Origin of the sequence: Ruegeria sp. HKCCA5463, from assembly GCF_013034175.1 — a bacterium.
Taxonomy (GTDB): Bacteria; Pseudomonadota; Alphaproteobacteria; order Rhodobacterales; family Rhodobacteraceae; genus Ruegeria.
Genome location: NZ_WQFL01000003.1, coordinates 314,510 through 334,625, shown reverse-complemented (window position 1 = coordinate 334,625; position 20,116 = coordinate 314,510). Strand labels below are relative to the sequence as shown.

20 protein-coding genes and 1 pseudogene are annotated in these 20,116 nt (G+C 53.8%); 9 read left to right on the top strand and 12 right to left on the bottom strand.

Features of this window, described 5'->3' with window-relative positions; translation table 11 throughout:
- Positions 1-7: 7 nt before the first annotated feature.
- Positions 8-2,884 carry an FAD-binding and (Fe-S)-binding domain-containing protein gene (locus tag GOW09_RS09870; RefSeq protein ID WP_171117816.1) on the bottom strand — a complete coding sequence of 959 codons (2,877 nt, stop codon included), beginning with the start codon at positions 2,882-2,884 and terminating at the stop codon, positions 8-10.
- A 106-nt stretch (positions 2,885-2,990) separates the two neighbouring features.
- On the opposite strand from GOW09_RS09870, the gene GOW09_RS09865 reads away from it, so the two are divergent.
- Positions 2,991-4,181, top strand: a complete 1,191-nt coding sequence (locus tag GOW09_RS09865) for an alanine--glyoxylate aminotransferase family protein (RefSeq protein WP_171117814.1) — start codon at positions 2,991-2,993, stop codon at positions 4,179-4,181.
- Here the strand turns inward: GOW09_RS09865 and GOW09_RS09860 are convergent.
- Genes GOW09_RS09860 through GOW09_RS09815 form a run of 10 tightly spaced genes read right to left on the bottom strand, consistent with a single transcriptional unit; the run spans position 4,168 to position 12,644 of the window.
- Complete coding sequence (locus tag GOW09_RS09860) at positions 4,168-5,298, bottom strand: cytochrome-c peroxidase (RefSeq protein WP_171117812.1); 1,131 nt, start codon at positions 5,296-5,298, stop codon at positions 4,168-4,170. The two genes, GOW09_RS09865 and GOW09_RS09860, sit on opposite strands and share 14 nt — an antisense overlap.
- Positions 5,295-5,672, bottom strand: a complete 378-nt coding sequence (locus tag GOW09_RS09855) for a FixH family protein (RefSeq protein WP_171117810.1) — start codon at positions 5,670-5,672, stop codon at positions 5,295-5,297. Before GOW09_RS09855 ends, GOW09_RS09860 begins: the two co-directional genes overlap by 4 nt.
- Entirely contained in the window at positions 5,669-6,475 is an 807-nt protein-coding gene (locus tag GOW09_RS09850; protein ID WP_171117808.1) for an amidohydrolase, read from the bottom strand. Before GOW09_RS09850 ends, GOW09_RS09855 begins: the two co-directional genes overlap by 4 nt.
- A gap of 21 nt (positions 6,476-6,496) precedes the next feature.
- Positions 6,497-7,363, bottom strand: a complete 867-nt coding sequence (locus GOW09_RS09845) for a dioxygenase (RefSeq protein WP_171117807.1) — start codon at positions 7,361-7,363, stop codon at positions 6,497-6,499.
- Between the two features lie 10 nt (positions 7,364-7,373).
- Positions 7,374-8,678 (bottom strand): TRAP transporter large permease, encoded by a 1,305-nt coding sequence (locus GOW09_RS09840; RefSeq protein ID WP_171117805.1) that lies wholly within the window; start codon positions 8,676-8,678, stop codon positions 7,374-7,376.
- On the bottom strand, positions 8,675-9,226 hold the full coding sequence (locus tag GOW09_RS09835) for a TRAP transporter small permease subunit (protein WP_171117803.1): 552 nt from the start codon (positions 9,224-9,226) through the stop codon (positions 8,675-8,677). The genes GOW09_RS09840 and GOW09_RS09835 overlap by 4 nt, the downstream gene beginning before the upstream one ends.
- Positions 9,227-9,256: 30 nt before the next feature.
- The gene (locus GOW09_RS09830; RefSeq protein WP_171117800.1) at positions 9,257-10,330 is read right to left on the bottom strand and encodes a C4-dicarboxylate TRAP transporter substrate-binding protein; all 1,074 of its coding nucleotides are present in this window, start codon (positions 10,328-10,330) and stop codon (positions 9,257-9,259) included.
- Between the two features lie 29 nt (positions 10,331-10,359).
- Positions 10,360-10,815, bottom strand: a complete 456-nt coding sequence (locus GOW09_RS09825; protein WP_171117798.1) for an OsmC family protein — start codon at positions 10,813-10,815, stop codon at positions 10,360-10,362.
- 18 nt (positions 10,816-10,833) lie between these two features.
- The gene (locus GOW09_RS09820) at positions 10,834-11,499 is read right to left on the bottom strand and encodes a malonic semialdehyde reductase (protein ID WP_171117796.1); all 666 of its coding nucleotides are present in this window, start codon (positions 11,497-11,499) and stop codon (positions 10,834-10,836) included.
- Entirely contained in the window at positions 11,496-12,644 is a 1,149-nt protein-coding gene (locus GOW09_RS09815; protein WP_254442716.1) for a fumarylacetoacetate hydrolase family protein, read from the bottom strand. The genes GOW09_RS09820 and GOW09_RS09815 overlap by 4 nt, the downstream gene beginning before the upstream one ends.
- On the opposite strand from GOW09_RS09815, the gene GOW09_RS09810 reads away from it, so the two are divergent.
- The 5 genes from GOW09_RS09810 (at position 12,590) to yghX (ending at position 17,355) form a co-directional block, all read left to right on the top strand.
- Positions 12,590-12,850, top strand: a complete 261-nt coding sequence (locus tag GOW09_RS09810) for a YciI family protein (protein ID WP_254442715.1) — start codon at positions 12,590-12,592, stop codon at positions 12,848-12,850. The two genes, GOW09_RS09815 and GOW09_RS09810, sit on opposite strands and share 55 nt — an antisense overlap.
- A gap of 51 nt (positions 12,851-12,901) precedes the next feature.
- Positions 12,902-13,558 carry a GntR family transcriptional regulator gene (locus tag GOW09_RS09805; protein ID WP_254441770.1) on the top strand — a complete coding sequence of 219 codons (657 nt, stop codon included), beginning with the start codon at positions 12,902-12,904 and terminating at the stop codon, positions 13,556-13,558.
- 1 nt (position 13,559) lies between these two features.
- On the top strand, positions 13,560-14,858 hold the full coding sequence (locus GOW09_RS09800) for a malonyl-CoA decarboxylase domain-containing protein (RefSeq protein ID WP_171117788.1): 1,299 nt from the start codon (positions 13,560-13,562) through the stop codon (positions 14,856-14,858).
- Positions 14,855-16,378, top strand: a complete 1,524-nt coding sequence (locus GOW09_RS09795; RefSeq protein ID WP_171117786.1) for a malonyl-CoA synthase — start codon at positions 14,855-14,857, stop codon at positions 16,376-16,378. Before GOW09_RS09800 ends, GOW09_RS09795 begins: the two co-directional genes overlap by 4 nt.
- 89 nt (positions 16,379-16,467) lie before the next feature.
- Positions 16,468-17,355 (top strand): YghX family hydrolase, encoded by an 888-nt coding sequence (gene yghX, locus GOW09_RS09790; protein ID WP_171117784.1) that lies wholly within the window; start codon positions 16,468-16,470, stop codon positions 17,353-17,355.
- A 465-nt stretch (positions 17,356-17,820) separates the two neighbouring features.
- Here the strand turns inward: yghX and GOW09_RS09785 are convergent, their stop codons facing one another.
- Positions 17,821-18,762 carry a LysR family transcriptional regulator gene (locus tag GOW09_RS09785; RefSeq protein WP_253284223.1) on the bottom strand — a complete coding sequence of 314 codons (942 nt, stop codon included), beginning with the start codon at positions 18,760-18,762 and terminating at the stop codon, positions 17,821-17,823.
- A 100-nt stretch (positions 18,763-18,862) separates the two neighbouring features.
- On the opposite strand from GOW09_RS09785, the gene GOW09_RS09780 reads away from it, so the two are divergent.
- The 3 genes and pseudogenes from GOW09_RS09780 to GOW09_RS09770 form a co-directional block, all read left to right on the top strand.
- Positions 18,863-19,087 (top strand): DUF1127 domain-containing protein, encoded by a 225-nt coding sequence (locus GOW09_RS09780; protein WP_253282546.1) that lies wholly within the window; start codon positions 18,863-18,865, stop codon positions 19,085-19,087.
- Positions 19,077-19,304, top strand: coding sequence for a DUF1127 domain-containing protein (locus tag GOW09_RS09775; protein WP_171117782.1), 228 nt, complete (start codon positions 19,077-19,079; stop codon positions 19,302-19,304). Before GOW09_RS09780 ends, GOW09_RS09775 begins: the two co-directional genes overlap by 11 nt.
- A gap of 229 nt (positions 19,305-19,533) precedes the next feature.
- Positions 19,534-19,959: pseudogene (locus GOW09_RS09770) on the top strand (transposase); the annotation flags it as partial.
- Between the last annotated feature and the right edge of the window lie 157 nt (positions 19,960-20,116).

Here is a 20,116-nt window from a genome sequence, read left to right as displayed (position 1 = left end):
CCACATCCTAATATTCAAGGACCATATCCAGCAGGCGCGCGACGTGCATTGCTTGGCGCTGCGTACCTTCGGCGATTTGGTGGCGGCATGATGTTCCATCGGCCACAACAATTGCATCCGCAGGCGCCGCCTCCAAAGCTGGAAACAGGTCGAGTTCCGCCATCTTGATCGAGACATCAATAGTGCCGGGCGCGTATCCAAATGCCCCTGCCATACCACAGCAACTGCTTTCAAGCATATGAACCTGTGATGCGGGAATACGCTTAAGTAAGTTAACCATCGGTGTGACGGCATCGTGTGCTTTCTGGTGGCAATGACCATGCACATAGATGGGGCGATCTATCGCTTTGAGAGGCAGTTCCGGCTGTTTGGCCAGAAATTCCTCAAAGGTATGAGTGGCATTGGACAGCAACTCCGCATCCTGCCCCGGACAAAGAGCCAAATATTCGTCCCGGAAAGTGAGGATAGAAGAAGGTTCGAGACCGACTACCGGTATGCCCTGTGCAACCGCTTCTCGCGTCGCGTCAATCACGCGCTGTGCCTCGTGACGCGCTTCTTCCAAGCAACCCACAGCCAACAGAGTACGCCCGCAATCCAGCGGCCTTCCTGTTTGGTCATCTCTTGCTATGGCAACCCGAAGCCCTAGCGCACGCAGAACCCGGACAGCGGCGCGCAGATTGTCTGGCTCGAAATATCGGTTGAACACATCGGCAAATAGAAGCACCTGCGGATCTGTGTCTTGGGCCTCGACATCCCGGAACGGGTCAGAGGACCACACCGGCAGGTCACGTCGCGCCGAAATTCCAGCCGGTTTTTCCAGTAGTTTGCGCAAAGGGCCAATTTTATTCCGGGCATTCAAAAGCCACGCAACTTTAGCTGCTTTAGGTGCATATCTGGGCAGATAAGCTATTAATTTATCTGCCAATGTCAGCCCGTCTTTTTTGCGCTTCGCTGAAAGCACTTCGATCTTCATGCGGGCCATATCGACGCCAGTCGGGCATTCACGCGCACAAGCCTTGCAAGACACGCAGTATTCCATCGTGTCCTGCATTGCGTCCGAAGTTAAACCGCCCGGCAACTGTCCGCTAATCGCAAAACGCAACGTGTTTGCCCGCCCACGTGTGGCATCACGTTCGTTTCGGGTCGCACGGAAGGAGGGACACATAACCCCGCCCTTGAGCTTGCGACATGCCCCGTTGTTATTGCACATCTCGACGGCGCCCTGAAATCCTCCTCCGGCACCCGGCCAAGCAGACCAGTCCAGCGCCGTTTCGAATTGCTGAACTGAGTAGTCCGGGCTGTAGCGGAATAGGCGGCGATCATCCATGGCCGGCGCATGTACGATCTTGCCGGGGTTCATTAGCCCGTAGGGGTCAAACCGGGCCTTAACCTGTTCAAACGCAGAAACGATACGCGGGCCGAACATCTTTTTATGAAACTCTGATCGCACGATCCCATCACCGTGTTCGCCTGAATGAGACCCTTTGTATCTCTTGACTAGATCAAAGGTCTCTTCGGCAATCGCCCTCATTGTCCGGACGTCCTTATCCTGCCGCATGTTCAGGACAGGACGAACATGGAGACAGCCGACTGAGGCATGCGCGTACCATGTCCCTTTTGTGCCGTGCCGGGTAAAAATTTCCGTCAGGCCAGCGGTATAATCGGCGAGATCAGGCAACGGGACGGCGCAATCTTCCACAAAAGAGATCGGCTTGCCGGCCTCCTTCATCGACATCATAACGTTCAACCCGGATTTTCGGTATTCGGCGATCGAGTTTTGCAGTTTGGTATCAGTAACTGATACAATCCCGCCCCAACGGTTTTCAGTCCCGCTGAAATCAAACCCGAGATCTCCCATCAGTTGCGATAGCTCGACCAGCTTTGCAGCATTGGCGTCAGCGCTACCCTCAGCAAATTCCACTAACAACAACGCTTCAGGGCTGCCTTCTACAAACGCCTCAATCGTACTGCGGAACAGCGGGATTTCACGCCCCAATTCGATCATGGTGTCGTCGATCAACTCTACCGCCTGCGGTCTGAGCGTTACGAGGTGCTGCGTAGCCTCCATTGCCGCACGGAATGTCGGGAAATGACATACGCCGGTAACTTTTTCGCCCGGCAATTGCGCCAGTTTCAGCTCCAATTCCGTGAAATAGGCCAGCGTGCCTTCTGATCCCACCAGCAAATGGGACATGTTGACATCGTTACCTACGAGCGCGTCGATGTTGTATCCGCCTACACGGCGCTGAACTTTGGGAAACCGGGCATCAATTTCCGAAGCCTCGCGACGCCCCAGAGCACGCATGTCTTCAACAAGATCCGCATACTCGCCAGATGCCGCCGTATCGGCGCTGAACCGTGCTTCCATGCCGTTACTGAGGATTGCACTTATTGCTCGGACGTTGTCGCGCATGATCCCGTAGCGCAGAGACTTTCCACCCGACGAATTGTTGGCCGCCATCCCTCCCAAAGTGCATCGAGACGCGGTTGAAGGATCAACAGGAAACCACAGACCATGCGGCTTCAATGCTTGATTCAGTTGATCCAGAACGACACCCGGTTGAACGCGGGCGATGCAGTTCTCAACGTCCACGTCCAGAATGCGATTAAAGTGCCTGGTGTTGTCCAGAACAACGCTTTGATTGACCGTTTGCCCACATTGCGATGTACCGCCGCCGCGCGGAAGAACGGAGCTTCCTTCGTCGCGCGCAACAGTCATCACAGCCTGTATATCTTCTGTGGATCGGGGAACCACCACGGCCTTCGGTACCATCTGATAGATCGAAGCGTCGGTCGAATACCGTGCACGCGATGCCGCATCAGCCATCACCTCACCCTGTACATCAGACAGCAGTCGGCGGTGCAACGTTTCATGTTCAAGCATCGAGTCGCCCTCCCTTCCCAGCTAGCCAACTAGAGGCTTCACTTCTCCGTTGACTGAATAATGAATTCATAATTAAATTTTTCCAATAGGTAATCACGCCACTTTCATGACACCAACGGAAGGATCAGTTCAGATGCGCCAGGCGGGCAGACATTTTTTGCAAATCCCAGGGCCAAGTGCTGTGCCGGAACGCATCCTGAAGGCCATAAGCATGCAGACCATCGACCACCGGGGGCAAGATTTTGCAGAAATAGGCCACAAGGCTCTCGCTGGGATGAAAACGATTTTCAAGACAGAACAAAACGTCTTTATCTATCCTTCATCCGGTACAGGCGCGTGGGAAGCTGCACTTGTGAACACAGTGTCGTCAGGCGGAAAAGTTCTTATGTACGAAACAGGACATTTCGCATTCATGTGGAGTAACTTGGCTGGAAAAATTGGGTTGCTACCAGAGTTGATTGAAGGGGACTGGCGTGGCGGTGCGGACCCCAATCAGATCGAAGACCGCTTGCGCGCAGACAGTCAGCACGAGATCAAGGCGGTATGCGTCGTCCACAATGAAACTTCTACAGGGTCTGTCTCGCCTATCGAGGACGTGCGCAGGGCTATGGACGCAGCGAAACACCCTGCACTTCTAATGGTCGACTCAATCTCCGGCCTTGCATCGATCGATTTCAGGTTTGATGACTGGGGCGTAGATGTTTGCGTCTCAGGTTCGCAAAAGGGACTGATGCTACCACCCGGTTTGAGCTTCAATGCTGTAAGTGATCGTGCGTTGGAGAATTCAAAAACCGTGACAACACCACGCAGCTATTGGGATTGGCAGGATATGGTCGGGCCAAACCAGAAAGGGTTTTTCCCTTACACCCCCGGAACCAATCTTCTTTACGGATTAATTGAGGCCATCGACATGCTGCATGAAGAAGGGCTGGACAACGTATTTGCTCGGCATTCGCGCCACGGAACCGCGACACGGGCTGCCGTGCAGGCATGGGGTCTCGAGGTTCTGTGTGCTCGCCAAGGTCAGGAATCGGGAGTCCTGACCGCTGTCAAAGTGCCGGAAGGGCATTCCGCCGACGCCTTCCGTGCGACTGCGCTGAAGCACTACGACATTTCACTTGGAAACGGCCTGTCCAAAGTGGCCGACAAGGTTTTCCGCATAGGTCACTTGGGCGATTTCAACGACCTTATGTTGATGGCCACACTCTCAGGCGTAGAAATGGGGCTCGACAAGAGCGGCGTGCCTCATAACGCAGGCGGCACGCAGGCTGCGTTGGAGCATCTCAAGGCTGCGTGACGCTGGACAGAGACTCCAAAAACGCCACAAGATCCGCGATCTCCCGTTCCGTCAAATTCAGTTCGGAAAGTATCGACTCACCATCGGCGTGTAGCCTTTCCTTATCTAATTCGCTGTAGTGTCTTATCACCGCATCCAAGTCGATCAAACTACCGTCATGCATGTAAGGGGCAGTATCAGCCACACCCCGCAGACTGGGCGTCCGAAAGGTTCCAAAGTCAGAATGGCTCCTGCGTACTTTTCGCACCACCCAAGCACCTTGCTTTTCCGAATCGTCGTTCCAGTTTCCGCCCAGTGTGTAAGGGCTTGACAGCAAAAAGTTCAGTCCTCCGAACCGCCCTTCGTCGACTTCGGTTTCGCTCAGAAAATACGGAACGCCGGCGTCATGAAACTCATTGTTGGAAAACCTCGGGCCGTTGTGGCAAAACACGCAATTCCCGCGCCCTAAAAACAGCTGAAGACCTCGCTGGGCTGCTTCGGGGTAATACGCAGCCGCTGGAAAATCTCGACGCTCTAAGGCATCGCGAAAATCGTCAAACTGCGTCCGGTCGGTCACCAAAGTCTCCAAGTAAGCCGAAAGAGCTTTTGCAGTATTCACCAGAACAAGCTCTGGGCCTTGATCTTGGATGACACCAAAAATTGCTTCAAAGTCATCAGTGTAGGCACTCTCCGAGATGGCTGTCTTTAGGCTTGCGTTGGTATGCGCCATCTCTTCAGCTTCGATGATCGGATGCAAACTGGCCGCCCAAAGACTATCACTCTTGCCTCCCCATCCGTACCAGCGGAGACCAGCCAGGTTTCGCAGTGATGGTGAGTTCCTGTCTAACAGAACACGTCCAATCGCCCGCGCCTCCTGCGTGGTAAATGCCTGTTCAGGATCATGACAACTTGCACAAGCAAATGCGCCGTCGACGGACAGCACGGGATCATTGAACAAGGCTTTTCCCAGCGCGATCGCTCTGGCATCGTGTGAAACTCTGTTGCTTGGATCCGCCGGGAAGGTTTGTGGCCATGGACCAAAGGACAGTGTTTGTTGAATTTCGCCTTCAGACAACAGGACCTTTGAATGCACTGAACCTGCCAGAACTATTAGCGCAGCTGTAACCAAAACCTTCATTTCAAATCAACTTCAGACGTATACGATACAGATTTATCGTTGAAGCCAATTTCAAATCTAATTTCCCACAAACCCGGCATGTGAAAAAGTAGACCATCGGCGCGGTATAACCCATCACCTAACTCTGTGATCTCAGGGGCGTAGTTCAACCCGTGTCGATGAGCAGGCATAATTGCATCGACACGAACCGTGTCGACAGCAATTTCATCACAGATTGAAATTTGGAGTGAAAACGGTTGGGCTAAAGGTATGTCACCCACGACCAAATGTATTTCGGGTGCGCCGTGAGTTTCCGAACTCAACCGCTGACCAGTCGTTTCACAAGCAGTAGCAACGTTGGACAATGCCAGAAACAAAAAAAACCAGCGGATCATTCTGAGGCCAGCATATGTTCTGCGTTGGCATACGCGATGTTGTCTGCGATCCGATCCGGCAGCAGATCCAACCATTCACGCGAAAAATCGGCATGAGGTCCTACGTAATACCAACGTTCCGGGGCAAATGTATCCGTACCAACCATGAAACGATCCGGATGGGCTTCGAAAGCCTCCTTCCAATCGGGGTCAATTCTGCCTCGTGAAGCCATGTCTGAACGAAACGCCAGGTCGGCCCAAAGCCTGGGATACGTGTCCAGCGCGTCAACAACGCTCGCTGGATCATCAAAGCCAGAGTGCGCCCACAATACCCGAGCTTCAGGCCAGGTTTCGAAGATCAGGTCCACTGCCTCTCGGTCGCCGTGGTGGTGTAGAATGAGGTTCCGCTCTTTCGCCAGTGCAATCATGCGCTGGATGACCGGCGTTGTGATGTCGTCACCGTAAGCGTGAAACTCGCCGATGGCTTCGTAGTCGTTCTTGGCCAGGTTTTCTTCCAAATAATCAATTACAGTTTCATCGTGCATCCATGTGTTGATTTCACCGCGACGACGGTACGGGCGCAGTGCTGGAACGACGATGTCCGGTGCCGCGGCTAACAAAAGCTGAGTGCCATTGTCATCCGAGCTGGAAACCAGGGCTTTACGCACGCCCGCATCCCGAAGGATATTAGCCACCTGTTCGGGAGGAACCAGTTTGACGGCATCGTGGCTGTAATGAATATGCGCGTCAAAGATCGGGCGCTCTTCTGCGATAGCACTACTGCAAATCAGCGCGGCACCTAATATGAAGATTTGTTTCAGCACCTCAAGCCTCCTCAATATCGTTCAGACTTTGGCAAGCTTCACATCGAACTTCACGTGCAAGAATGGTTCAGTGATCTTACCAGAAAGCTCCATGCCATCAGGAAATTCTGAAACTGGCCTTTCAACATAGGTCATCACCAGATCATCCCGAACACCAAACACTGTATCCTGATCCAAATAAGGATCGTCGTCGGGGAAAATCTCAGTGACCAAAGAACGGTAGCCAGGAGCTTTGACGATATAGTGCAGGTGCGAAGGTCGCCAGGGATGGCGGCCGCAGGCGCGCAGGATATCCCCGACAGGCCCATCTGACGGTACCGTGTATTCAACTGGCTTGACGGTCGTGAATGCATACTTACCGTCGTCACCAGTAGTCATCAGGCCGTGAAAAGAATAGGTGTCCTGTTCTTCGTCTTGGCTTGCATACATTCCATTCGGCGCGGTTTGCCAGATATCCAGCTCTGCACCGGAAATCGGATTACCATCGGTGTCCCGGATCACGCCTTCAGCAAGCAGCACAGGTCCACCGTAGTGGCGCTTCATATCCCCGCCGAAAGGCAGAGGGGGCGCGCCAGAGACATGGAAAGGGCCAAGTACGGACGAACTTGTTGCATCAGAACTTGAATGCAACATGTCCACCAATGACGACAGGCCCAGCACATCCGAGGCGAGCACGAACTCATGCCTGTCCTCTGATTCCACGGCAGCGCATCCCTCCAGAAACGCAATCCCGGCGCGCCATTCGTCATGTGTCAAGTTGGTTTCCCGCGCGAAGTCATGGAGGTGTTTGACCAGAGACCCTATGATTTCTCTCATCCGCGGATCGGTGTCTTTGGACAGGTATCCCATGAACACGTCGGTGATATTGTCTTTGGTAACAGAGCGCATCTGCGCCTCCTTAAATCAGGGCAAGGCTGAGGATCGGGAACTCGATCAGAATAAACAGAACGATCAGCATAACGAACGCAAAGGGAAGTGCGCCCATAAACACATCCTTGAGCGATATTCGGTCATCGTTGATCGTCGATTTGATGACGAAGCAAGATATCCCCAAAGGCGGGGTCAAAAGCCCAATTTCGGCGCCGACCACAGTGATAATGCCAAACCAGATCAACGACATGTCCAAGGCTTCGGCCATGGGCAGGAACAGCGGGACGACGATCAGAATGATGGACGCCGTATCGAGCAAAGTTCCCAGAAAAAGCATCAAGAGAACGTAGAGCAGCATGATCGACCAAAAGGACGCGGAATTTCCCGCGAGCAAATCCTGCAACTGATTGGGCAGCCCGGCCAGCCCCAGCATGCGACTATAGATCGAAGCCGCCGTAATCAGGAACAAGATCGCCGCTGTAATGTGACCGGTTTCCAGCAACGCGTCCCAGAACGCTCTTGGTGTCATGGACTTGCGTACGACTGCGATCACGAGCGCAACCAGTGCCCCAGCTGCACCCGCCTCGACAGCGGTTAGCCATCCTGTGTAAATGCCACCGAGCACTACCGTGATAATGAACAATGTGGGCAGGGTCTTGGATGCGATCTCGCGCCCGGACATCCATTCGGTGTCTTCGACGACCCGGCCGCCCACAAATGCAGGTGTGAAACGCCCCATGACCCAGATCGCGCCCACATAAGCTATTGCCAGCATGATACCGGGTATTACTCCCGCCAGAAACATGTCCCCTACGGACTGTTCGGCGACAAAGGAATAGATGATCAGCATCGCCGAGGGTGGAATAATCATCCCCAAAACCGACGACCCGGCCACAACCCCAACCGCAAAACGTGGATTATATGCCTGTGCCATCATCTGCGGGACCGAGACCTTGGTGAACACTGATGCGGACGCAATGGACGACCCGGTAACGGCCGCAAACACGGCATTTGCTCCGACGGTCGCCATTCCGATACCGCCTTTGACCTTGCGAAATCGCATGGTCATGACCTCGTAAATGTCCCTGCCTAGTCCCGCTTTTGAAACGATGAGGCCCATAAAGGTAAACAGCGGGATTGTCGCGAAACTGTATTCCATCGCGCTGTCGCCGACCGCAACCTTCAGCAGGTTGAGCGCAAGCGTGAAGTTGTCCCGCATCAGCCAGATCGACACGAAGGAGACCACGCCCAAAGCAATCGGAATGTAGACGCCTGCGTAAATCAGAAAGACGATGGCTACGACCGAGATCAGGCCAATCTCAATCGGCGTCATTCTGCGTCCTCGTCATGTTCAGGTGTGCGAATAAGTTGCGGGCGGTCCTGCGCCGTGACGACCTTGAGCAAGAAAATCACGCAGGCAAGCGCAGTACCGCACGCGATGACCAGTTTAACCGGCCACCATGGCAGTGTGAAAAGACCCGGAACTCCGAAATAGTCCTGCGTCTCCCACATATGAAGAAATTCAGGGAAGGTCACATAAGCGATCAAGGCCATGAAGATCGCCGAGACGGCGTTTATAATGCGTCTGAGGTTGGCCGTCAGGCCGGGGCGGCGGTGGTGTATCAGGTTCAGGAACCCGTCCGAACGTGTCAGCCGGTCCACCCTGACCACGTCGGGCAATTGCAGAAAAACAATCATCACGACCGAGAACTGCACCATTTCGTAAGTGCCTCGAAGCGGAGCCGAAAACAGCCCGCGCGCAACGACGTCGACATTCAGAATGACCACCAACGCTAGGACGACGAGCGTGCCCAAGGCGTTGGCGGTTATTGCAAGCGAATTGGCGACCCGCGACAGGACGGCAACTGCGGTCTTCAGCATGTCTGGCCCCTTTCTCGGGTCGCTGAACGATTATTCGGCCGTCCAGTCCCGCACACCAGTGAAACCGGCATCCTGAAGCTTGCCGAGATAAGCGGCCAGCATATCTGTGCCCTGCTCGCCGTTCTCATTCAGCGTTGCAGCCCATTCCTGCGCAACATTGGGCATCGCATTTGCCCACGCAGCGCGGTCTTCGTCCGAGATTTCAATGATCGATCCGCCAGCTTCTACAAATGCATCTCGTGACGCAGCGGCTCGATCCATTGCAATACCTGCCACGTGGTCACGGTAGTCGATAGCCACGGCCTGGAGTACGTCTTTGACCTCGTCAGGCAGATTTGCCCAGTAATCGGCGTTGACTGTGACTGTTTTTGTATTCACCGCGCCAAGGTCTGCCTTCAACATGTAAGGGGCCACTTCTACGATCTTGAACGTCTTGGAAGCTTCCGGCCAAATCATCACGCAATCGACAAGGCCGGTTTGAACCATGTTGTAGAAATCAGTGAGGCCTCCGCGTACGCCCGCCGCGTCCTTGATACCCTCGAGGTAGCGCAAGTTCAGGCCGGCACCCGCGATCTTGCGTCCTTCAAGATCTGCAACTTTCTCGACCGGCTCTGAGCAGAACATCTGATACGTGTCGAGCACAACGCCCGTCGCCAGATAAACCTGATTTTGCGCAGCAAACTCATTCTGCATAGCCGGGTATTCTCGCGCGATCTCGTCAACCGCCTTGGCCACTGCACGGGCATCCGACGCGACGAATGGTGTCGAGCCCGAGATCCCCTGACTAGGCAGCTTGGATGAATGGAAGATGGTTGTGACGATGCCAATATCCCCCAAACCCAGCTGTACGCCTTCCAGAACGCCCTTGGGCTTTACGATCGAACCGCCATAGTTTTCTTGCCAGTTCATCTTGTAGTTGCCGGACTCGGCCAACCGCTTGTCCACTTCGGGAATAAAGAAGTTTGTGAATTCCTTCACCCACAATGCCCGGTCCGGGTAACCATCAATCACAACAGCTGAAATGGTTTCTTCTGCGACAACGGGCAGCGCCATAACGCTAGCTAAAGCGGCGCCCATTAGACTGCGTTTGGTCCAGTTTTTCATTTCTCTCCTCCCAGAAAGTCGGGTCTTTTTTATTTGTTTGCTTTGACCCAGTTGACGGTCAGGTCGGTGCCTGCCGCTTCAAACAGTTTTGCGATGGCGCAATATTTGGCTGTCTCCTCACCCACGCGTGTCAGCTCCTCCTGACTGGCGGGGGTTTCACAATTCACGGTGAGTTCAATTTCCGGAAACGGAACTTCAATCTCCTCCTCCATCAGGACACCGCGCCGGTCCAACCTGCATTTCGCGTCGATTGTCACTTTGCCTAGATCAATTCCCAAACGGTGCGCATTTTTGTGCCCGATGACGTTGGTACAGGCGATCAGCGCTGCCATCGCGATTTCAGTCGGAGACGGACCAAGATTTGTCCCGCCCCGCTCGACAGGTTCGTCGATAACCACATCCAGATCGCGTATTGGTAGCTCAGTGCGCGCGTGTGTCGGGCACCGAGCTGTCGTGCGGTAAGTCACGACGGGTTTCACTTTCATACCCACGGCAGCGCCTCCTCATGCATAAGAACAAACCTTTTCAAACTGAAATCGCGGAAGTTTGTGAAACAAACCTGTTTCATCCGCGTAGCCCAGATTGCAAAGAAAATTGGACTTGAGCGTCGTGCCCGCGAAGAACTCCTCATCGACGATCTTGTTCGAAAAACCTGACATGGCGCCGACGTCCAACCCGACAGCCCGGGCCGCAATCATGAAGTAAGCGCCCTGAAGCGTGCCATTTCGAAAGGCCGTGTCTGCCACGTAGTCAGGCTTGTTTTCGAACAATGGCCGACGGTCTTCGTGCGGGAAAAGAAAGGGCAGTTCCTTCCAGAAGTCCATGTCATAGGCAATGATCGCCGTGACCGGAGCATCCATCATCTTTGGCACATTCTTCGGCTTTAAAGACTTTGCAAGCCGCTCTTTCCCTTCGGGACTTTTCACGAAAACGAAGCGCGCGGGCAACGTATTCATGCTGGTCGCGCCGTTGATCGTGATGTCGTAGATCTCTTCAAGAAGGTCGTCAGAAACAGGCTTGTTGGTCCACGCGTAGTGCGATCTGGATTCGCGCAGGATCAAGGCGATCGCGTCATCCGACAAGCGTGGAATGCGCTCGCGCAGATCGCGGTGATCTTGCTGCGCCTTGGCGCGAAGTGCCTCCAGCTCTGCTCCGGTTGGTGCGCTCATGCTGCAGCCACCTTGGACTTGGCATCCTTTTCGTCAATGATTGGGCTGGCGCAGATTCCGATGCCTTCAATCTCGACCTCAACGGTTTCGCCTGGCTTCAACCAACGGGGATTGGGCTTTTTGGCGTGCCCGACACCAGGAGGCGTACCTAGCGCAATCAGATCCCCTGGCTCCAAAGTAGTATATTCCGAAATCGTCGCAATGACTTGACGAACGCCCCAGATCATGTTGGCAGTGTTCGAGCTTTGAAGGATTTCGTCGCCCACACGGCTTTCGATTTTAAGGCCGGATGCCCCTTCAGGCAGCTCGTCTGGTGTCACGGTAAACGGCCCGATCGCACCAGTGTCATCAAAGTTTTTTCCCGGCGTCCACTGGTGCGTCTTGCGCTGGTAGTTTCTTACAGACCCGTCGTTGAACACGGTGTAGCCGAACACATGATCCAATGCGTTCTTTTCCGAAATATGGCGACCGCCCTTTCCGACGATCAGCATCAGCTCTGCCTCGTAATCCAGTTGTTCCGAGCAGGACGGGCGCACCATCGGCTGACCGGCGGCCATGATCGAGTTTTTCCCGCGCATGAACAGAGCAGGATACTTTGGGATGTCGTATCCCCCCTCTTTGATGTGGTCCGTATAATTCAATCCCATGCAAATGATCGTGCCGGGAGATGCTACGGGCAGCGCTGGCGTGACAGAGGAGACAGGCACGCTTTCTGAAGCGACGATTTTTTCAGAAAGCGAATCGACCAGTCCAGGCGTGCAGATCACCCCCATCAGATCGGGACCAACGGCAGGGTCCAAAGCCGTTAGATTCACTGCGTTTTCTCCGTCTACGGCAAAAACCTCTGTGCCTTCCGAAGCCTCTCCCACCAAGTATTTCATTCTCACCATCCATGTCAGCTTGCTTGATTTTTGCCGACTATTTTGCAATATGTCAAATAATATCGATTTTTTGGAGAGCGCCGATGGTTGCTTGGTCAGACTATAAATCAGAAGTAAAAAGCCGTGGCGCTCTTGCTTTGGAGCTTTACGTTGCACACAGCACGCCGGCCAAGGCACCGGAAGATGTAAAGGCTTCGCTTCCAGATCACTTGGCATATCAGGCGCAACTTGAACGTTCGGGGAAGCTCGCTTTTGCTGGACCAATGTCGGATGAAACAGGAGAGCATATGCAAGGTATGGGTCTGATCATCTACCGCGCCGACAGTCTTGAAGTCGCCCGAAAACTGGCCGAGGAGGATCCCATGCACAAAAGTGGGGCACGCAGCTTTGTTCTGCGCAGATGGATGATAAACGAAGGCTCGCTGAACCTTTCAGTTGGTCTGTCAACTGGAATGAGTGCACTTAGCTAAAAGCACTCCAGAGATTTTGCCGCGAAAGAGGAACCGTCAGATATGGACGCCATGCTTGATACCGAGGGCAAAGAGACTTCCGCCACTCATGGTGCGTATCGAAGGCTCCGCGAAATGATCCTGACTGGCGAGCTGCCTCCCGGTCAAAAGCTCAAGATCGAGCAGCTCCGCGGGCTGCTGGACACAGGCGCAAGCCCGGTTCGCGAGGCACTAAGCCTTTTGACATCGGACATGCTGGTGGAACGAATTGACCAGCGCGGCTTCAGGGCGGCACCGGTGAGCAAGTGCAACTTCGAGGAAATCCTTCTGTTGCGATGCAATCTTGAAGAAACCGCGTTGCGCGCTTCCATCACCAATGCAGACTCAGCTTGGGAGGATAGGCTCGTTTTGCGTCACCACCATATGAAAAAGGCGGGCCAAAAAGGGGCACACGACTTTGAAGACGCACACAAGGCATTTCATATGGCCTTGTTGGACAATGCGAGGCTTCCTTTACTGTTGCGGTATTGTTCGCAACTTTACGATCTTAACATTCGCTACCGTTATTTGGCGGCCGGAGGTTCAAGCTACAAAAAGCGGGATATAGCCGCTGAGCATCAGCAGATCCTGGACGCCGCATTAATTCACGACGCAGACAGCGCAACCCGGCACCTGATCGATCACTATCGTCGGACGGGCGAATACCTCAGCAGCCAGATGGAGCCCTGAAATGCAGCGGAACTGGTTTCTGGGCGATCTGCTTGATCAGTTGTTCGACCGCCCCGGCAAGAAGCGAGGCAAAGACGACAAGCGATCCATATCAGAGCTGTGTGAAGCACTCTTGTCTGCAGAAGGTGAAGTATCGGGTTTCGTGCTCGCATCCACGATATTGGATCGATACCAGACGTTGGACGACACGGAAAAACTGGACTTCTTCGCCTATTTGAATGACCAGCTTGAGTTGGACGCGGATCAGCTTTCTGAAACGGCGCGCCGCTATGCCAAAGATAGAAGCGTCGATCTTTTTAAAAGGCTTAGCGAGGCCGCAGAACCCCGACGGCAAGAATTGCTGCGCCGGCTGAATCAACCCTCCGGCGCGACGCAAGAGCTTGTGGCAATGCGCGTTAACCTGTTGCGTTTTCTCAAATCCAACCCCGAACTCAGGCGCACAGACATAGATTTCGTGCATTTGCTGCGAAGCTGGTTCAACCGGGGTTTTCTTGTCCTCAAACAAATCAGTTGGGATACACCAGCCCGCGTTCTGGACAAGATCGTGGCGTATGAGGCGGTCCATCAGATTAACGATCTAGACGATTTGCGGCGCAGGCTTTACCCGCCCGACCGTCGCTGTTTTGCGTTTTTTCATCCCTCAATGCCGGATGAGCCGCTGATTTTTGTCGAAGTTGCTTTGACGACTGAAATTCCGAACGCGATTGATGTGCTTTTGTCCCAAGTCCGAGAACCGATCGAACCCGAACAGGCAAAAGTCGCAGCGTTCTACTCCATTTCAAACTGCCAGAAGGGTCTAACGGGCATCAGCTTTGGAAACCTGTTGATCAAACAGGTTGTGACGGAACTCTCGCGAGAGCTTCCGGGCCTCGATACATTTGTGACCTTGTCCCCAATACCGGGTATGAACCGGTGGGTGGCTGGCGAAACAGGGCACCTCGAGCATGGCCATGCCGCCAAAGCCGTACTTGCGGGAACAGCCTCTGCGCAGGACGTGCGGGCGATGGCCGCCCGATACCTGTTATTCGCCAAGCGCGAAGATGGGATGCCGCTGGATCCCGTGGCCCGCTTTCACTTGGGCAATGGCGCCGAGCTTCACGAGCTGCATGCCGAGGCCGACCTGTCGCAGAACGGACGATCCCAATCTGGCGGCGCAATGGTCAACTACCTCTACGATTTGAAAAAGACAGAGCGCCACCACGAAGAATTTGCGGCACATGCCACAATCGAAGCCTCGCGTTCCGTGCGCGCGGCTTCAACCGCAGCACTTGCGGCCAGACCAGAGGAAAATACAGCGTGACCAACACTCTCTACGACAGCTTGTTTTCCCACCACGCGGGAAACAATGCTCCGTTCCTGCAACTCGATGACGGACAGGTAGTGTCATATGACGCGTTTCTGAAACGCGCCGCACAGATCGCGCATGTTTTGCGGACCAGCGGAGTTTCCCCAGGAGACCGCATCGTTGTGCAGGCCCGAAAGCTAGCTGATACACTGGCGCTATACGCTGCTGCGGTTCAGGCGGGCGCAGTCTACCTGCCGCTTAATACCGCCTACACGTTGGCAGAGTTGGACTATTTCATCGCCGATGCCCAACCTGCCATGATCGTCAGCGACAGCACCAACGAAACTGAGATCGGAAAACTGGCGACCCGCTTTGGCGCAAAGCTGCTGACCCTCGGCGGCGACACTTCGAGTCTGAGCCGCGAGGCTGACGCACAACCCCACGAGTTTGAAACCGTGGATCGCGCCCCGGACGACCTTGCAGCCCTGCTTTACACGTCGGGAACCACTGGTCGTTCTAAGGGCGCAATGCTGAGCCATCAGAACCTTTTGTCTAATGCCCAAACTCTCGTGGATTTGTGGGGCATCACAAGCGACGACCGCTTGATTCACGCGCTGCCGATCTTTCACACGCACGGACTTTTCGTAGCGATGAATACGTCGCTGCTCGCCGGTGCCAAAGTTCGGCTGATGGAAAAGTTCGACGTAAGCGCGATCGTGGAGGAAATGCCCAAGTCGACCCTTTTAATGGGTGTCCCAACTTTCTACACCAGATTGCTGGAAGTTGACGGTTTCACCAAACAGATCACTCGGGGCATGCGCCTGTTCATTTCCGGTTCAGCCCCATTGCTGGCAGAAACCCATCAGGCGTTTGAAGTGCGCACAGGTCACCGCATCCTCGAGCGCTATGGCATGACCGAAACGAACATGAACACCTCGAACCCCTATGATGGCGAACGCCGCGCGGGAACCGTTGGCATGGCTCTGCCCGGCACCGAGGTGATTGTGACTAACCCCGAAACCGGAGAACCATTGCCCCAGGGCGAGGTGGGAATGATCGAAGTGCGCGGACCCAATGTTTTTAAAGGATATTGGCAGATGCCCGAAAAAACCGCCGAGGAGCTTCGAGAGAATGAGTTTTTCATCACCGGAGATCTGGGCCGGTACAGCGAAGATGGCTACCTGTCGATTGTGGGTCGGTCGAAGGATCTGATCATCACCGGCGGGTACAATGTCTACCCCAAGGAAATTGAAGACGTCCTGAACGACATCGATGGCGTTTTGGAATCAGCCGTTTTCGGAATCCCCGATAGAGACTTCGGCGAAGCGATCATAGCCACTCTGGTTGCTGAGCCCGGATCACAGCTTCAGGTGGAACAGATCGAGTCGATCATCAGAAACAAGCTGTCGCGATTCAAACATCCTCGCCGCTACGAACTCGTCCAGGAGTTGCCGCGAAACACTATGGGAAAAGTTCAAAAGAACGCGCTGCGCGAACGGTACGCGAACAAGGAACGGTCACCGGCGTTATCTTAGGAAGCCCAGCCAGACGCTCAATCAAATCAAGACCTTCAGATCGGATACTACCCACCCTTCAGACTGCCAAACTCATCAGGAGATCCACAATGACTCGCATGACGGCAAAAGACTTCGACCAGGAACTTCTGGACCTGTATGACTTTTACGCGCACGGCAAGATCACCAAGCGCCAATTCCTGGACCGCGCAGGCAAGTTTGCGGTCGGCGGCGTGACAGCGGTCGCGCTGCTGAACATGCTCAGCCCGAACTACGCGATGGCTCAGCAAGTGTCGTTCAACGATCCCGATATCCACGCGGACTACATCACCTATGCTTCACCGAATGGAACCGGTGATGTTCGCGGATACCTTGTCCGACCTGCTGGCGTTGAAGAGCCCCTGCCCGGGGTGCTGGTGATCCACGAAAACCGCGGCTTGAATCCTTACATCGAGGATGTGGCGCGCAGGTTGGCAAAAGCCGGATTTATGGCGTTGGCCCCCGACGGTCTGACATCGGTTGGCGGCTACCCGGGCAACGACGCCGATGGGCGCGAGTTGCAAAAGACAGTGGACCGTGTCGAGTTGATGAACGATTTCTTCAATGGGTTTGAATACCTGTTGAACCGAGATGACAGCACCGGAAAGGTCGGCGCAGTGGGTTTCTGCTATGGCGGCGGTGTAGTTAGTGCAATTGCCGTGGCCTACCCAGAACTGGCCGCAGGCGTGCCGTTCTATGGTCGCCAGCCAGCAGCTGAGGATGTTGCCAAAATTCAGGCGCCGCTACTGATACAAATGGGAGAGCTTGATGAGCGCATCAACGAAGGCTGGCCGGATTTTGAGGCTGCTCTGCAGGCCAACGACAAAGTATACGAGGCATATATATACGAAAACGCCAACCACGGTTTTCATAACGACAGTACGCCACGCTATGATGAGGAAATGGCAAACCTAGCCTGGGACCGCACAATTGATTGGTTCAACACCTATCTGAAGTAATTGGTACAAGCTACCAAGCCAGTCATGCGTTGATATCTTTTCGTTGAAATCCTCGGCCCATCTTGGCCAAGACCTTAGAAGCTACAGTAACTTGAACTTCGCAGTTAGAGGTTCTGCGACAAGGTCTTGGTCCGCTATCCCTACTATTGGATGTTTTTATAGAGTCGAAACGATGGGAGGATATTGCCGAAGCGATTTTAGTTGAAGCGATCCATCGTTAAGTGTTCAGATCATCTGCGGGTTAAACGCAAAATCACTTTAATGCTGCTGATATCAGCCACTGATAACGTGTTCGGAGAAAGGCTGCTCGGAGACCGAAATGACCAATGCTGCATTTACCGACCAATGCCATACTTTTGATCTAGGAACCCCGTCAGTTCTCTTCAAATTTCAGCTAGACATTTAATCACTCACAGCGAATGGGATCGGATTAACTTGGACTACTGCGATCGTTTTTATTCTTAGCTAGCTGTTCATTTGGTTTTCTTCGAAAGCCCGAAACCGCCGCGCGAGATAATCCACAAACGCGCGGGTTTTTGGTGCCAGATTCCGCCTTTCGGCGAACATTACGACAATATCTGTGCTGGGTGGTGCATACTCCGGCATGACGTGGACAAGTTCGCCGGAGCAAAATTTACTGTTTGCCATATAGCAGGGCAAACGTGCGATCCCGATACCAGCCAGAGCGGCTCGAAAGACGACATCGGTGCTGTTCCCCTCAAAGCTACCCGTTGCTTCAAATTTTTCGCCTGCGTTCGGTTCGATGCTGTTCCAAGCGTTCCGTTGGCTTCTCCCAGCAACTCTCAAGCAATTGTGCTCAGCCAATTCGGCAAAATTCGACGGTGTTCCACAACGCTCAAGGTATTCAGGTGAGGCACATAGTACCCTTCGACTCTGCATAATGCGCCTAATGACCATATCTGGATTCTTGCGTTGTTCTGCAAAGCAGATCGCCGCATCGAACCCTTCACTCCGAAGATCAATTTCTCGGTCGGTCAGATCCAAAGATATTTGAACCTCAGGGTTCTCTTTCATGAACTCTGGCAAGGCAGGAATCAGTTGGGACTTACCGAATGCAACAGTGGATGCGATCCTGAGTTCGCCGCGTGGGACACCATCAAAGCTGTGGATCATCGCCTTGGCTTCGTTGAATTTATCGGCCATTGCTTTGCATTTTTCATAGAAATCTTGACCTTCTCGCGTCGGAGAAACACCCGTTCTGGTGCGATTAAGAAGGCGGTAGTGCACCTGATCTTCAAGTAATCCGATTTGCTTACTTACTGCCGATGGGGTCTGCCCCATTGATCTTGCAGCCGCAGAGATGCTGCCCTGCTCGACAACCGTCGCAAAGATTAGCATTTGCGCAGAAATGTCCATGTCATGACCTTTGCTGTTCCAATATGGCATGGGGCCTTTGCCAAATTGTCGAATTGTGAGCGCTACCAAATACCCTTATCTCTGCATTGCAGCATAAATACTGCAATGCAGCAATAGACGAGGCAATATCATGGCAATTACTCGATCAAACAGCGGGCTGGATGTCGTTTTCGAAGCTGGCCGCACGTTCTTTCATCGAAAGCTGGACGCAATGCGAAAGGCACAGGCCAAACGCAGGGTTTATCGCGCAACGTATTATGAGCTCTCGGTGCTATCTGACCGTGACTTAATAGATCTGGGCATTCCGCGCAGTAGCATCAAAAGACTTGCTATGGAGGCTGCATATGGCTGCTAACACCCAAACGGCTGGTACAGATCGTGGTCACGCCATTGCCCTATCAATCAGCTTCTTGGCGTGGATCAGATCCACGGCAAAAGCTGCCTTGAAGGCACTGAAAATGGCCCGGATGCTCTCTGCGCTTTCAAATATGAGCGATTACCAACTCTCTCAGATCGGAATTTCGCGATCTGAGATCCCGGAATATGCCGGAAAATTGATGGCTGACGAATAGGTAAGCGAGCCCTCAGGTCCAAAAGCTTACACGAAAAATGCTGGTTCTCGCTCCTCCCAGAGTAAGCCAGCATGAGCGGTGGCGAAAAAACCAACAGGGAGCGCCAACGCACGGGCCAGCATTTTCAACTCCTCCCGAAAGTGCTGGCCCAAACCAACCTGACAAGCAGGAGTTGAGCCTCCCCAACTGAACTGGTCCACCGTTATGTTTAGGAAACGGAGGACTACGAATGGCAAACAAGCGACCGAGGCCCGAAGAGATTGTCTCGAAGTTACGGCAGGTTGAAGTTCTGATGGGGCAAGACATGTCCCGCTTCGATGCGATCAGACAGGTTGGCGTTGTTGAACAAACCTATTACCGCTGGCGAAAGAAGTACCGCGGAATGGGCGGAGATCAGTTGAAAGAACTGAAGCGGCTTCAGAAAGAGAACGAGCGGCTGAGACGCGCCTGCCGCGTGCTTGGACAACACCTGTCCATACAACCGCGTGTCCCACAAGGTCGCACAGGCGAATACAGGTTGGTCGCCGACATGATCGCGCTGACCCGTCAATACGGCCGATATGGCTATCGCAGGATCACTGCACTGCTGAGAGGGGCTGGATGGTCTGTCAGCGATGGGCGAATTGAACGACTTTGGCGACGAGAGGGGCTGCGACCGGCCAATCATGCTAACAGTAGACAACGATAACACCGAGCCTTATGCAGTCGTTTGTTCGCCGGCACGGCCGTACGCTCACAGGAAACTCAAATTTGCAAAACGATAGCCCAGAGCTGGTCAATCAGAGTGCTTAGAGGCTTGGATTTAGGTCAGT

Excerpts from the sequence above, each read along its gene's own strand:
- GOW09_RS09870 (WP_171117816.1), bottom strand. The coding sequence starts at position 2,884 with ATGCTTGAACATGAAACGTTGCACCGCCGACTGCTGTCTGATGTACAG.
- GOW09_RS09865 (WP_171117814.1), top strand. The coding sequence starts at position 2,991 with ATGACACCAACGGAAGGATCAGTTCAGATGCGCCAGGCGGGCAGACAT.
- GOW09_RS09860 (WP_171117812.1), bottom strand. The coding sequence starts at position 5,298 with ATGAAGGTTTTGGTTACAGCTGCGCTAATAGTTCTGGCAGGTTCAGTG.
- GOW09_RS09855 (WP_171117810.1), bottom strand. The coding sequence starts at position 5,672 with ATGATCCGCTGGTTTTTTTTGTTTCTGGCATTGTCCAACGTTGCTACT.
- GOW09_RS09845 (WP_171117807.1), bottom strand. The coding sequence starts at position 7,363 with ATGCGCTCTGTTACCAAAGACAATATCACCGACGTGTTCATGGGATAC.
- GOW09_RS09840 (WP_171117805.1), bottom strand. The coding sequence starts at position 8,678 with ATGACGCCGATTGAGATTGGCCTGATCTCGGTCGTAGCCATCGTCTTT.
- GOW09_RS09835 (WP_171117803.1), bottom strand. The coding sequence starts at position 9,226 with ATGCTGAAGACCGCAGTTGCCGTCCTGTCGCGGGTCGCCAATTCGCTT.
- GOW09_RS09830 (WP_171117800.1), bottom strand. The coding sequence starts at position 10,330 with ATGAAAAACTGGACCAAACGCAGTCTAATGGGCGCCGCTTTAGCTAGC.
- GOW09_RS09825 (WP_171117798.1), bottom strand. The coding sequence starts at position 10,815 with ATGAAAGTGAAACCCGTCGTGACTTACCGCACGACAGCTCGGTGCCCG.
- GOW09_RS09820 (WP_171117796.1), bottom strand. The coding sequence starts at position 11,499 with ATGAGCGCACCAACCGGAGCAGAGCTGGAGGCACTTCGCGCCAAGGCG.
- GOW09_RS09805 (WP_254441770.1), top strand. The coding sequence starts at position 12,902 with ATGCTTGATACCGAGGGCAAAGAGACTTCCGCCACTCATGGTGCGTAT.
- GOW09_RS09800 (WP_171117788.1), top strand. The coding sequence starts at position 13,560 with ATGCAGCGGAACTGGTTTCTGGGCGATCTGCTTGATCAGTTGTTCGAC.
- yghX (WP_171117784.1), top strand. The coding sequence starts at position 16,468 with ATGACTCGCATGACGGCAAAAGACTTCGACCAGGAACTTCTGGACCTG.
- GOW09_RS09785 (WP_253284223.1), bottom strand. The coding sequence starts at position 18,762 with ATGCCATATTGGAACAGCAAAGGTCATGACATGGACATTTCTGCGCAA.
- GOW09_RS09780 (WP_253282546.1), top strand. The coding sequence starts at position 18,863 with ATGGCAATTACTCGATCAAACAGCGGGCTGGATGTCGTTTTCGAAGCT.
- GOW09_RS09775 (WP_171117782.1), top strand. The coding sequence starts at position 19,077 with ATGGCTGCTAACACCCAAACGGCTGGTACAGATCGTGGTCACGCCATT.